The sequence below is a fragment of the Bacillota bacterium genome (assembly GCA_040757085.1).
Taxonomy (GTDB): Bacteria; Bacillota; Sulfobacillia; order JACIYH01; family JACIYH01; genus JACIYH01.
Genome location: JBFLXJ010000003.1, coordinates 1 through 13,407, shown reverse-complemented (window position 1 = coordinate 13,407; position 13,407 = coordinate 1). Strand labels below are relative to the sequence as shown.

Annotated in this window: 13 protein-coding genes; all 13 read left to right on the top strand. The window is 63.6% G+C overall.

The window, feature by feature from the left end; genetic code table 11:
* Positions 1–277 precede the first annotated feature (277 nt).
* The 13 genes from AB1446_01415 (at position 278) to AB1446_01355 (ending at position 13,331) form a co-directional block, all read left to right on the top strand.
* A complete protein-coding gene (locus AB1446_01415) occupies positions 278–709 on the top strand; it encodes a hypothetical protein (protein MEW6545563.1) in 432 nt (143 codons plus the stop codon).
* Positions 700–1,947 (top strand): hypothetical protein, encoded by a 1,248-nt coding sequence (locus AB1446_01410; GenBank protein ID MEW6545562.1) that lies wholly within the window; start codon positions 700–702, stop codon positions 1,945–1,947. Before AB1446_01415 ends, AB1446_01410 begins: the two co-directional genes overlap by 10 nt.
* Before the next feature lie 171 nt (positions 1,948–2,118).
* Entirely contained in the window at positions 2,119–2,580 is a 462-nt protein-coding gene (locus AB1446_01405) for a hypothetical protein (GenBank protein ID MEW6545561.1), read from the top strand.
* Positions 2,577–3,152 carry a hypothetical protein gene (locus AB1446_01400; protein MEW6545560.1) on the top strand — a complete coding sequence of 192 codons (576 nt, stop codon included), beginning with the start codon at positions 2,577–2,579 and terminating at the stop codon, positions 3,150–3,152. The genes AB1446_01405 and AB1446_01400 overlap by 4 nt, the downstream gene beginning before the upstream one ends.
* Positions 3,149–3,595 (top strand): hypothetical protein, encoded by a 447-nt coding sequence (locus tag AB1446_01395; protein MEW6545559.1) that lies wholly within the window; start codon positions 3,149–3,151, stop codon positions 3,593–3,595. The genes AB1446_01400 and AB1446_01395 overlap by 4 nt, the downstream gene beginning before the upstream one ends.
* 276 nt (positions 3,596–3,871) lie before the next feature.
* Entirely contained in the window at positions 3,872–5,458 is a 1,587-nt protein-coding gene (locus AB1446_01390; protein MEW6545558.1) for a S41 family peptidase, read from the top strand.
* A 508-nt stretch (positions 5,459–5,966) separates the two neighbouring features.
* Positions 5,967–7,556 (top strand): hypothetical protein, encoded by a 1,590-nt coding sequence (locus AB1446_01385; GenBank protein MEW6545557.1) that lies wholly within the window; start codon positions 5,967–5,969, stop codon positions 7,554–7,556.
* A gap of 231 nt (positions 7,557–7,787) precedes the next feature.
* A complete protein-coding gene (locus AB1446_01380; GenBank protein ID MEW6545556.1) occupies positions 7,788–8,054 on the top strand; it encodes a DUF1287 domain-containing protein in 267 nt (88 codons plus the stop codon).
* Between the two features lie 1,005 nt (positions 8,055–9,059).
* On the top strand, positions 9,060–9,812 hold the full coding sequence (locus AB1446_01375; protein ID MEW6545555.1) for a hypothetical protein: 753 nt from the start codon (positions 9,060–9,062) through the stop codon (positions 9,810–9,812).
* Positions 9,813–9,870: 58 nt separating this feature from the next.
* Positions 9,871–10,284, top strand: a complete 414-nt coding sequence (locus AB1446_01370; GenBank protein MEW6545554.1) for a hypothetical protein — start codon at positions 9,871–9,873, stop codon at positions 10,282–10,284.
* Positions 10,285–10,406: 122 nt separating this feature from the next.
* The gene (locus AB1446_01365) at positions 10,407–11,450 is read left to right on the top strand and encodes a hypothetical protein (GenBank protein ID MEW6545553.1); all 1,044 of its coding nucleotides are present in this window, start codon (positions 10,407–10,409) and stop codon (positions 11,448–11,450) included.
* A gap of 143 nt (positions 11,451–11,593) precedes the next feature.
* Positions 11,594–12,763, top strand: coding sequence for a hypothetical protein (locus tag AB1446_01360; GenBank protein ID MEW6545552.1), 1,170 nt, complete (start codon positions 11,594–11,596; stop codon positions 12,761–12,763).
* A gap of 127 nt (positions 12,764–12,890) precedes the next feature.
* Positions 12,891–13,331, top strand: coding sequence for a hypothetical protein (locus AB1446_01355; GenBank protein ID MEW6545551.1), 441 nt, complete (start codon positions 12,891–12,893; stop codon positions 13,329–13,331).
* Positions 13,332–13,407 lie beyond the last annotated feature (76 nt).

The window sequence follows — 13,407 nt, the reverse complement described above, 5'->3', positions numbered from 1 at the left end:
AGGATCGGAACGGAGTCAGAGGATTTGGGGTAGGCGTCTGCGAGGGGGCTGTGGTGTGTACGGTACGGCAGGCGACTTCGAGTGCTGAGAGGCGGTGATGATGTAGGCATCCTCAGTGCTCGAGACATCACCGCTGTACGTAGCCCTGCCGGGTAATCGTGGGAATCCTACGCCTCTGTGCAACGTTTCTGCTTGTTTCGGCGTCTAGTATACGAATAAGTCGGGCCCGTGGGTGGCGGGCACGAGAGCCCGACGACACGATGGGGAGGTGTCGATGATGGCTACTAGTGAAGCAACGGTCTACGGAACCCCCCTACCGGCGGCCGATAGCCCGAGGTCGGGGGTGGTTCGGGTCACGGTAGAGTATGGGACCAGCCGTGCATATGCTAAGACGGCACTGACTGTGTTTGGTGTGGGTGCGGCCGGCTTTTACGAGTACCATCAGTACGCTGAGATCTATGATGCCGATGGGGTACTGCGATGGGGAGAAGAGCTGACAAAGACGCTACCTCTCCAGGAAGGCGATAACATCGCTGTGGACATCACCTATTTTCAGAGCGCCAGGTGGCAAGAGCTCTTGGCTGCCGCTTCGGATGGTTGGTCCTTCAGGTTTACCGACTACCTGCGCTACCTTAACAACCCTGAGTGTGGCCTCCAATTCCTCGACTGCCGCTGGCGGCTGGGGGAGAGCCCTGTCATATGCGGTTGAAGTTCGGGCGGGGCGACTGGCTGGCGCTTGTGGTCTCCCTGGTGCTTGCTTCCATGGCCTGCAGTTGCCGCGGACCGACACTTGAGCAGGTGGCGGGCACGGCGAGTATGGTTGCGCGTTGCGGGGAGAGTGACCAAGAGGTCCTGAGTGATCATTACCTTTTTGCCCTGTCGGGGGATCGCGTGCGCTGCTTCGATGTAAACAGCGGTGACTTGAAGTGGGAAAAGACACTCATGCTCGGTGACCGAGAACGCCTTCGCCTGGGGAGCCTGGGTCCCCGGGCAGAGGCAGACGCAGGGTGGGACGTCCTGCCGGTGCTGGCGTGTCGTGACGAGTGGCACTGGCGTCAGGGCAAGACAGAAGCGGTCTCGAGGGCTCGCCTGCTTCTGATAAGATCCGGGGACGTGCTGTGGGAGAAGGGACCCGTTTACTACGGTGCGGCCGCGCTGAGCAGCAGTGGTCGCTTTGTCCTGGCAGCGGGGCGCCCGGAGCCCTTCGCGGACTACCGGGTGGCAGTCGTTGACGCCGAAACCGGCCGCGAACTCTGGCAGCGCGATTTTCCCGCAGAGTCGTGGGCCGAGATCACGGACCTGGCGGGCCGAGACTGCGTATACGTTACCACCATCACCGCCCGCAAGGGTGACGAGGCGGACATGTGCGTGACGGTGCTTGACCTGGAGGGGCGGGAACTGACCTCGATATCGTGGCACCGGGGCGTCCAGCTACATGTCGCCGGTCCTCAGCCCGTATTCATGCGCGTGACCGTGATAGGCAGCGACGGGACGCACGTGCGGCTGAGGGGTCGGCAGCTGGAGTGTTGCTCTGCCCGAGGAAAGATCCTGTGGCGGCGCGACCTGCCGCCAGGATATGACAGCTGCGAGGAGCAGGTGGCCCCCGCTGGCGGGCCCGTCGTGGTTGCGTTCACGGGGGCGGCTGGAGCCATGTTCCTCGCTTATGACTTCCAGGGAAACCGGATCTGGTCGTCCGGGAACCTGGTAGGGAGGCGCTGGCAGTGGGGTGTTCTTCCGGGAGGCTGTCTGTGGTGGGCGGCGTCTGACCCCAAGAACCGCAAGCTGACTCTCTCGATGAAGGGCCTGAGCGCGGGCGAGTTGGCCCAACCCGCCAGGGTGTTCGATCTGGGAGTGGAAGGTGGTGGCGTGAAGGTGAGCCCCGACGGGCGTTATGCCGCTGTAAGACTGGCCCACGATCTGATGCTCTTCCGCCTGACGCCGAAATGAGCGCCCAGGGGCGAGGCTGCCCGATCTCATGGTGGGCGGGACTAGTGTCCCGGTTCGCAGGTTCGCGTCGGCGACGCACCAAACACTTCGCCCTGCCGGCAGGCTCTGATAAGGTGGGCGGCTCAGGGTGGTGGGTTTGGCTTTGAGGGAATCGGTTGGGGGGCGACGCCCGTGGCTTTGCGTCCGACGCGTATCGTCGAGTGCCTTTGGAAGGATGTGGGTCTGGCCGCTCGGAGGATCCCCCGCCCCTTTCCCCGACGGAAGGTGCTGACGTGGCTGCTGATCGCTTACCTGAGCCAGAGCATCTGGCTCATGCCGGTCCGATTATTGCAGGGCGAGTGCTGGCGGGCGTTCCCCGGGCAGGTGGTCGGCATCGCCCGGTGCGGTGATGGGGTGCTGGTGGCGAGTGCCTGCGGCCGGGCCGGGGGGCAAATCTTGCTGGCGTGGCTGGGCCCGGAGCTTGAGGTACGGCGGGAGCTGCGCGTGGCCTATCCGTATCGCTTTGCCACCCCCGCGGGGCTCGTGGTGGAAAAGGTAGATATTTGGGTGGGGGCGCTGTGCTCGGACCAACTGCCCGTCTCAAGACAGCCAATCGGGGTGAGCTTCATGACAGTGGGAAGCTGGCGGGCGTGATCAGCGAAAAGGACCGTGAAACGGGGGAGTGGCGCGAAATTCCCATCCCCGCCTTTGTGTGGTTCAGGCTGAGCGAGAAGGGCGAACTGTTGTCTTATGATGAGGCCCGGGGCCTGGACCGGTTGTACAGGTGGCAGATTCCGCCTCCCCTGGGGTGGCTGACGTCCTTCGTGTGGGCGGTTCGGAGCTACTCCCGCATAACCTCCGCGCCGGACGGGTATCCCGGGTGGGAGGTACTCGTCCTGCACGTGCACACGATAACGGCGGGCTGCTACAGCCTGGCTTACGCAGATCCGTCCGGGCGTGTGGTGATGGGCCGGCGCTTTTCGTCCCCTGCCCTGGGGCCCGGGCCCGAGCGCGTCTTCGGTGGGCATTACTACCATACCCAGGGTTTCCGGCTTTTCAGTCTCATCTACCACATGGCACTTCCCCGGGCCGCTGGTGATGGGGGCGACTTTGAAGGTGATCCGAGACCTCAGCGCCTTTTGCGTGCGATGGCCGGTACGGGCATGAGTGGGGCCGAGGCGTCCACCTGTGATCCAAGTTGCTTGTCGGAGGCCGCTTGCCGATGACCGCCTGGCGGCTTCTGAAAGTGTTGCTGGCCGTGATCGTTGTTGGGCCGGTCCTGTTCCTGATCTACCTTTTGATCCTTGCGAACACGGGTCCCAACCGTTGGACGGCAGCCCATCACATGCTGGCTTCTGGGCTCATCCAGGTCGCTCTCGGTTTCATGAGCGGGGCCATGGCGTCCCGAGTGCTACCACGTTACCTGTGGTGGTTCCCGGGCCTTGCCACAGCAGGGTTGCTGATTGCGGGTTGGGCAGTACTTGTGCACGTCAGCTACCCCCGTGGGGGTGGGCCGGCGTTAAGCGACGTCCTCCTGTTGTTCCGTAACCTGGTGTTGGAAAGTGCCTTGGTTCGGAGGTATTGGGCGGGTGCCTGCTTAGTCCTTCCTGTGGTGGGTAGTTTGGTGGGTGCCAGTGCAGCCATGATGGCGAGAGCCAGGGCGCGGTGAGCCGGCCAAGGGTGCTGTACCCTCCGCTCTGAAAGTTGGGGACCTGGTAGCGGATCCGCACGAGGTATGAGCACCTGGGCGGAGGGAAGCACCAGCTTTCCACCGAATTGTGTCTCATTGCGGGGGCGAGACAAGATGCGGCGGGTAGGTGAGTCACTGCGACGTTCGCCGGGTTTGCCACTTGGGAGTGAAACACAACTGAGTCGCAGAACTCTCCGGCACCGTATGCCCCTGTCCGTAGCGGCTTTGGCCACGGTACTGGCTGTTGCATGCGCGTTGAGCGTTTTGCTCCCCGGATGCTCGGGCAACCAGCTCACCACCGACCAGAAACTCGAGGATTTCCGGTACATGTTCCACATCCTGCGGGAGAATCATCCGTATCTCGCCCTGAAAGCCAGGGTCGAGGGTTATGACTGGCTTGCCCACGAGCAGGAGTTCGAGGATGCGGTCCGTCGGACCAAGACGGATGGAGAGTTCGCTAAGGAAATCGGGAGAATCCTGCTCCTAATAAACAACGGACACACAACTATTCTCAATCCCCAGGTGTACGACCAGATAGTCTCCATGCCCGCACACATGGAGCCGTGGCTGGACGAGGCTGCCAAGACGGACGCTCAAACCGTAAAGAAATGGTTCGACCTTTTCGTAAGCGGATTGCGGCCGAAAAAGGTGCTACCCTTCCAGGCTTTCTACGTTCGAGGCGAGTACTACGTGGTGAACGTTTTCGAAGAGGGAAAGGCCAAGGGGATATCTCCGGGCCAGAAAGTCGTGAGGATCAATGGCACGCCCGTGCACGAGTTCGTTGCGGCCCTCAGGGGAACTACCCCTCTGTCCTACGATCCGGGTCACCGGCGAGTCTACATGCATCAACTGCTGGTCACCGATATGTCTAAGATGTACGATGTTGTGCTCGAGAATCCAGATAAGACTTATGTTCAGGCGAGAGTCGACCTGGTCCGGCGGAAGAACCTTGTGGACCCGGTCTTTCCGACAAACCTCCTTCAGAAAGGGTCCAACGTCTATACCGGATACCTGGCTGACGGCAGAGTGGCATACATGCACGTAAGCCGGATGACTCAGTACGAGGTCTCCCAAGGCGATAAGGCGGTTCTGAACAGGTTCTTCGCCGAGATCAAGGACGTACCTTCGCTTATCATAGATATCCGTGGAAACCGCGGCGGAGACGACCGCTTCTGGATGCTGAATATAGTCAGACCGCTGGCGACCGGGCCCGTTCGTTGCTCCGGTGGAAGCGTGGCCAGATCGGGTGACTACATAGCTCGGTTCCTTAGAGCTAACAAGGAATTCGGCCAGACCATCGAAGGCTTCCGCGGAGAAGGGGTCGTCGTAGACAAGTCTGACCTATCACGGTACCTTACCCCCGCCCAGATCGCAAACCTGCCTCCTGAGACCCTCACCGATTCGTTTGGAAATATCGGCAAATACACCATGGTCATAGAACCGTCCCGCGAGTTCCCGTACGAGGGACGAATCTTCTTGCTGGTCGACAGAAAAGTGTTCTCAGCTGCAGAAGGGTTTGCGTCGTTCTGCAAAGGTTCGGGTTGGGCGACCGTGGTCGGTGAACGCTCAGGGGGAGACGGTGGAGGATCCACTCCCGTGATCATGGTACTGCCCAACAGCAGGATGGCCATCTTGTTCCCCAGCAGGATGGGCCTCAACGCGGACTTTACGGCAAACGAGGAAACCCATACGACTCCGGATGTTCTGGCCGAGCCTGACCCGCAAGATCTGGTGCGATATGCCGAGGCCCTGGCCAAAGGAGTGCCTTTGGGCGATGGGCCCAACCTGGAGTACGATGCAGCGCTGCGGGAATGTCTGCGAGTCGCCCTTGGCGGGGAATGAGCACGGCCCACCGGGCCACTCCCGGAAACTTAACGCGTTGGTTCCCTATCGTGTTATCTCGTACCTCAACACGCCGCCCGACCGTCCCGTTCCCGATACCCACCCCGGCGGCGTGGCAGGTGGTCCCGGGGGGCATGCAACGGAGGCCTTCGCCGGGACGTCTTCTCTATAGGTAGGTGGTGGCATCGCCTGCCAGCCGCGTACCCGGGTAGGTACAAGGCGGGAGGGCGGCGGACGCTGGGGGTGGGTCACCTGGGCGTGGACGTGCCGACGCGCCCGGCCGAGGAATCGGAATCGCTGGTGCTTCCCGTGGTCGCGCCGCAGCGACGCCGGAGCTGGCCGGTGTGCTTCTGGAAGTCCTGGCGTGGCTGTGTGGTGCCCTGTGGCTGTGCCGTGGAGGTGCCGGTCTTGCCGGCCCGGTTTGAGCGCTCGGCGGGCTGCTGTGCTGAAACGTGGTCGTGTTCCGGGACGTCTTGCTGGGTGAGGGTCGTACGAGGAGGAGTGCTTTGTGGCTCGGGTTGCGCTGGTGGTGATGATGGTTGCCTGCCTCGCGGTGGTCTGCTCGCCGTGCCTGACGGGGTGCGGGCCGGGTCCGGCGGTCGGCGGGGAGCCGCCAGGAGGCAGCGAGCCGGGCGGGGGCGGGGTGCCTGGCGGCGGGCGGGCGCCGGGAGCGGGAGGGGGAGGCGGAGTTCCCGCGCGTGAGTGGACGCCCGGGGAGGCAGGCGTCGTAGAGGTGCGCGCGGAGGCGAACGTGGCCGCAGCCGGACCGTTCCGGCAACTGTATGGTCTGATGTGGGTGGGCGAGGGCGAGTTACTGGCGCTGGCGAGACACGAGGGAGGCGAGTCCATCCTGCGGTTTTCGTGCCAGGCCGGGGGTGCCTGGGAGGGCCGCGCAGTCCTGACCCTCAAGGAGGGTGTTACACCGGAGCATTTTTACATGTGGGCGCCCCTGGCGGGGGGCAAGTCGATTGTGTTTACTTCGCTGCAGGACAGCGTGATGGGGCCTCTTTGGCGGTACGACGCGGAACCCTCCGGTGCGGATGAGCGCGGGGTGTACAAGGTGGCCGAGCGGGTAAATGCGGTGTTCAGGATGTCTCCTGACGGCACGAGGGCTGTCCTTTACGACAATGATGGCGCCAGCGTGATGGACTTCCGCACCGGGCAGAGGCTCAGGTTGCCCGGAGTTCCCGCCTACGAGTTCCCCTTCGTGGGGATCGGGTCGAGCTGGTCCCCTGACAGTATTCACTACCTCTACCAGGTGGTCGAGGGCCAGGTGACGCGGTGGTTCGGGATCGTGCGGACGGATACGGCTGAAGTGGTGCGCAAGGTGGCCCCTGAGAAGGGATGCGCGTTCGGGGCTGTCTGGTCGCCGGCCGGGTCGCGGGTGGCCTTCCTGGCCCTGGACGGCAAGGCTGATGCCTTTCTCGGCCCGGAGGAGGAGTTGATTCCGCCCATCGCGTACAGGGTGGGGATCCTGGAAGTGAAGTCCGGCCGGGTGGAATACGTCAGTCTACCGGGGAAGCTGGTTTACGGCCTTCCGGTCTGGTCGCCCGCGGGCGATGCGTTGGCCTTCGGGGCGGGTACCGTGGAGGGCAACAGGACGGGCGGTTTCCGCGTGTCCTGCGACGTCCATGTGGCTGAGGAGCGGAACGGGAAATGGACGGTCGCGCAGGTTACCGGACGCACCGAGGGCGGGGGAGACAAGATCCCCCTGTCGTGGGCTCCCCGCGGTGGGGCCCTGGCGTTTTCTGTTCCTTCTCCCGGTGGTGAGGGTTCGCTCCGGGTGGGCGTGGTCCGGAAGCTGGCCGGTTCCTGGGGTGCTCCGGTGATGCTCGGCGAGGTCGACGCGCCGGTAGTCTGGCTTGGCAATGATGCCCTCGCGGGGCGCGTCGTACTTCCCGGTAGGGAGTACCGTGCGGGTGAACTGCGGGTGTTTTCCCTCGATGGTGGGGTGGTCTCGGTCCTCGAGGGCGCGGGTGTCTTGCGTGCCGAGCTGGCCCCGTCCCCGGATGGCCGCTACCTGGCCTTTATTGTAGAGACTCTTGCCCCGGATGGGTCGGCGAGCACGGCACTGCTCAGGATACGGCCGGCCAGGTAGCACAGGAGGGGGAGCCGGCAGGTACTGCAGGACGGCCGATATGGAGGTCACGGGCCAGGGTGGTGGGGTGAGGTGACGTCGCTTCAGGGACAGGGCGGAGAAAACCCGGGCTTCTGTGGGCCTTGTACTCGTCGCACTTCCGCTTGCCAGCTGCCTGGGGTGGGGAAAACAAGCAGCGGAAGCAGTGAGGGAGGCAGGCGAGCTGCGGTCCAGGGTGGCTGAGCTGGAGGCGTGCTTTACCCGCAGCTGTGGGGGCTGAAGGGCCCGCATCCCAACATCGACCACCGGCGTGTGCAGAACCAGATGCGGTTCTTCGAGCGCCACGGCCGCAGCCTGACGCTTTCCCTGGCGCCCCGGGACCGGGGTGAATGGTGGTGGGGAGATGTGGTGTACTGGCGGGCGGCTGCCGGGCGACCGGGTCCACTGCGGGATTGTGTCAGACAGGCTGGGTGCTTCGAGGCTCCTCATGGTGATCCACAACGCGGGTGTCGCCCGTGAAGAGGACTGCAATCATCTGCCAGCAGATCCAGCCCATCAGGCACGCAACCACTTGCCGCACCAACGACCGCCAAGCCGACACGAGATTCTCCCGAAACTGCACCGGGCACCGGTCAGGACCGGGAAACACGGCGCGCAGACCCATCAGTGCGTTTTGCGAGAGTACCCGGACAAACAGGAAAGCATTTGGGTATGCAGAACAAAGCAGCAGCACCAGCCCCTCGGGTAGGCTAACGCTTGACCACCTTCAAGACCTCAGCAACAAGCAACCAGCACCTGGGCTTATTCTGCCCTCACAGGACGAGACCGGCCCTGGCGGCCTGACGAAGGGGTGAAGGGAGCAGGAAAATGCCTCGTGCGAGGGCCAACGGGGAACGACCCGAGCCACCGACCTTCACCTGTTCCCCCTTCACACGGTTATCCTCGCGTTTGCACGACAGGCTCCGGTTCGACGACTACATCCGTTATACGTAACCCTGCCTGTGGCCTCGAATTTGTCGACTGTCGGTGGACGCTGAGTGACTGGGGGCACACGTGCGTATGACGCAGAGACGAGCTTGCGCTCTAGCGGTGATCCTGCTCGTGTCACTGCTGGCCTGTTCGGGCCACCAATTTCTGGACCAGCCGCTGCATGAAATTGCCCGCATTCCTGCGCCCGGGGGTGGATACGAAGCTCTGCGGGATGGGTACCTGCTGGTGCTTGCGGGCAACCGACATCTCCGCTGTTACCGCACAGCAGACGGCTCCGCGCTTTGGGAGGTTGCGGTTCCTTCGGAGGGCGAGGAGCGAGTTTGGTCTACCGGCTTCTTGCGTGGCATCTACGCGGCCAGGGTGGCCACGGACGCCATCCCGCTGGTTGTCGCGAGGACCAAGTGGGTGGCCCGCGGCGGGGACGTGCGTGCGAGATCCGAGGGAGTTGTGGTTTACGTTAGTGGTGGCCAGATTCGGTAGAAGTTTGGCCTGCTCTACGACCCGTACCCGTACATGAGCGAAGACGGCCGGTGGGTGCTGATCAACGCGCTGGTCGACCCGTTCGATGAGAAGACTTTGGTGTTCTTGATCGATGCGGAGAGCGGGCAGGTGGTCTGGCATCGGGATCTCGCGGGTGCTGCGCGGGCCCAGCCCCACGAAGTGTCGGGCGAGGAACGCGTACTAATCACCTCTCGCGAAAGCAGTGGCGGGGAAGCAGCGGTGCTGCTCGACCTCCAGGGCCGCGAGTTAGTGCGGTTCACGTTGCCCCCGCCGGCAAGCGAATCTCTGTCCGAGAGGGTGCAGCTGGTGGCGGTTCTGGACGAAGGAGGCGGCCACATCCGGCTGAGAGGCAGGGCCCTTGAGCGAGTGTGCGACGGCGGGCAGGTGCTCTGGAGCCATGTGCTGCCCCGAGGCTTCGAGCGGTACGAAGGCAGAGCAGTTCCCGGAACGGACCTGGTAGCGGTATCGATGGAGAGAAGCGGGGCTAACAGACTGAGCGTCTTTACGCTCGCGGGTGAGCGCATGTGGGAGTCACCTGGATTACCTCACCTTGCTTACTGGGGTGTCGCGACCGGGGGCATTTGGTGGCACTCCTTCAGGCGCGGGAGCAACAAAGGGGAGATATGCGTGGTGGATCTTTCACCAGGCAGTGCCGGTGCTGGTCGCATTCGCAGGTATGCTTACACGGCAGACGCTTACAGTGATGTTTATGTAAGCCCTGGCGGCGCGTATGCCGCAATAAGGACAATGGAGATTGGGCAAGTCTTGCTGCTGCGCCTGCGATGAGGTTAGGTGAGGGCTGTGGTGCCGAAATGGCGCAGTTGGGGTGCTGAGGGGTGCAACCGTGAGTTCACGGGTGCGTAGCTGTGTGATCTTGGCCGCGATGTTCCTTGCTGTCTGCGTATTCGAGGCAACCGGGGCACCTGTCATGGCTCAGGTGACCAGCAGGACCTTCACCGTTACCGGACTGGTCACGGTCCTGGGATACGTTCGTGTACTGCTGCTCGTCCTCACAGGAATCGCTCTTGCTTCGGCATGCCGCAGCCCCGCTACAGGCCGCACTGATTGGACGGTGACCTGGCTGATCGCTTTAGCTACGTTCTTACTGGCGGTACCCCTGCGGCACTATCTACCTGCTGTCTATGGCCTCATCCCGCTCCGGTCCGTGCTGGCGGTGTTGACCAGCCCGGTCGTCTACGCAGCTGCCTGTGTTACTGCGGGAGCGATGGCGGCCCGTGCTTGGTTCGACTCGCGCTGACCGCCGCTGTGCAGTACTGTGCGGCCTTGAGTACTGGCGTAGCGCGGCTCAGACAAGATGTGTTGAGCAGCGGTTAATCCAAGGTTCGGCGGCTGAGGACCACCGGGCGGAGGGGGTGACCTGTGAAGAAGCGGGCATGGATTGTCGTGCTGTGTTTGGTCGTGCTCACCGGTGCAGTCCGGGCAGCCCGCGTGATTCCGGGTTTGCTCAACGAGGCCCTCGAACCGCGGGCTGAGGACGTCAGCTTCGTCGGGCTGCCGGTTGAGGAGGCGCCATTGAACCAGGTATGGCAACTCTTCCTGCCCTGGTCCAAAGACGGCCTCGGGGGTGGGGACAAGTATCTGGGCATGATGGAGGTCGACATGCCCGTGCCGGGCGGGGCAGCGCCTCCCAATCTCGTCGTCGTCGGACCGGGACCGACGGTAGCTGTGGAGGATCGCGGTGATACACGTTTGTATGACATTCAGGGCCGGTTCATCGGTTTGCGTCAGGGGCGTCCTGTGGGATTTGCCCCAAATGGGGCGTTGGTCACGTTGGGTGGGCCGCTCAGGATGTACAGCGTGTCCGGGGAGGTACTCTGGGAACGTGAACCCTACCGCGAGGCGAAGACGATTCTGGGGGTAGCGGCAGAGACTGCATCGGAGTTGGTTCAAGGATTTGAGTCCGCGTTCGTATCCCCCTCGGGCGACGTTTACTGCTCCATCCGGATAGAGCGGTTGAGAAAACAGACGGTCGTGTCACCAGACGCGCCGGGAATTACGATGGAGCAGTGGGCCCCGGTCGAGGCATTCGACGCGTGCGTGGTTTACGATGCTGCCGGGGAGCTCGTGCGGTGCGACCGGGAGGGCATCCCGGGAAAGCTTGTCTTTACCACGAGGGGGACCGCATTCGGAGCTGGTGTGTCCCGGGATGGGGTGTACAGCCACCGCGAGTTCTGGGTCGAAAAGGGACGGTTCACGCTGAGGCGAACGGTGGAACTGCCGTGCTGCGCCATATACGCCGTTGGGAAAGATGGCTCGGTGGTGGGTCTTGATGTCCCGGGTCCTGGTGATGCTCCGCTGCGCTTTACGGTTTACAGGGAGGGAAGCCGAGGGCCGTCGGGTTTGTTCTGCCGCAGGGCGAGTTTCCGACGGGCGCGGACGCAGAGAGCCACATCTACACGATGAGAGTGTGCGAAGACGGACTGGTCATAACCTGCTGGCGGTGGCCTGTGCCGGAGTAGCGCACGGTGAGACGCTGCTAGCCGGGAGGAACAAGAGAAGCGCGGGACTCGGCTGGGGTGGCCTCGGACGAGAAGGAGTGGTGCGCGGTGAGAGAAGCGGGGCTCCCTTCGGTGCGGCGCAGCGCAACGGTCGGCTTGCTGGTGCTTCTGGCCGCGGTTGTACTGAGCGCATGCACTCATCCGGTGCGGTTCCACGTGGTGACGCAGGCCGTTGCGGAGGACAACCGGCCGGCGAAGCACCCTGCGAACCCCCCTTATCCCGACTCGGAGGGTTCTGCCACGTGGGTGTCGGGCGAGGACGTAGCTTTCAGCAGCGCTGCGGGGATTACGATAGCAAACCTGAGGACGGGGGCCACCCGGACCGTTGACCAGAAGGCATACCTGGTTTACGGCGACGGGAAGGGACGCCTGGCGTTCGCGTCTCCTGAGGGGCTCGGCGTGGTGGAACCGGACGGAAGCCATCGCCTGATTCTACCGAGGGCGGAACTAGGCGGTGCCGCCGGGGAAGCGCCCGAAGAAAGTACGCTGCCTCGGGTGGAAGGTCTGGCATGGTCCCCCGAAGGGGACAGGCTGGCGGTACTCGTGCAGGCCCGGTCATCGGTGAGTCTTGCGGTGGACCAGTCCATAGTGATGGTGGTCGACCCTTCGCGGTCTGGATCTGGCCGGGTGGTGTTCACGCGGGACGGGCTGGACGGAATGGTACGCTGCGTCGGCTGGCTGGACCCCGACAGGTTGTGGGTGTATCACAACGATTACCTGGAGCCCGAAAGTAACGAAGCCTGGGTCGCAAATCCGCCGAAGCCGTTTCCCACGGCTTCTGTGCTGGCAGTCAGAGTATCCGGCGGGGGGGAGGGAGAAGTCCTTGCGCGGTGGCCGTGGTACGTGAGAATAAGCGCGGTCGGGCAGAAGGGTGTCGTGGCGACAGTCCATTACCCCACCGGTTCGCTGGTGGAGCCGGGACCGGCGATCTTCAACCTCGCCGAGAGGCGTGAGGTAATCTCTGTGCCCGCCGGGATTTGGCCTCTCGCCGTGCCCGGGCAGGGGAGCGGGTATTTTGCGTTGCGGATACGGGATGGCGAGGAGGACCTTGTGTACGTAAGGGGAGACAGTGCCGAGCTGGTAGCCGGGTCGACGACGAGCCCGTTCAATTGCAGTGCCGAGGTGGGGTACTGGTGCCGAGGGTGGTACGTGAGCGGCGATGGCAGGCGGGTTCTGCGGGTCAATGACGACCGCCTGGTGGTCTACGGGTTGCGGTAACCCTGCCCCTGGCGTCGAATCGTCAACAGGCGGACGCTGAGCGAGGACCGGCCCCTGCCGGGTCGTTGCGGATGTGTTCTCGTGCGGCCGGTGAGGAGCCGGTGCGCATTGAGCGGGGGGCTGTCTGATGAGAGGGTTTGTCGCTCATGCCGTGAAGAAGTCGCTGGTATGGCTCAGCGTGGTGGTGCTCCTGCTGGCGGGGGGCTGTGCCCTGCGATCCGAGGCACCGCTGACCCCGCGGGAACTGGCGGGCCGGGCGAAGGCGGTGGAGTGGGAGCCGGTGACGCGCTCTGGTGAGTCAGCTTCCCCGAGGAGGGTGGCCGACCCCCGGATCCTCGCCTGTCTACTCGGGTATCTGAAGGAAGCCAGGGAGGTGGGGTCGCCCGGAAACGAAAGCTGGTCGGAGTACAGGCTGTCCTTCGAGCTCCGGGATGGCCGGAAGGTGCAGCTCAGGTACGTGGTACGCAAGTTCTCCCGCTGCGACCCGGGCTACCTGCAGTTTCTTCAGGGCTGGTACGACCGGAGTTCGACAGTTTGGAGGCACATGTGGGCACGCGGCCGACGGTGATACGCAGTAGCGGTGCGGGTTTCAGGGTGTAGACCCCGGGTGGGAACGGCGAAGTGCGTAGTTACACGCGGTAAGC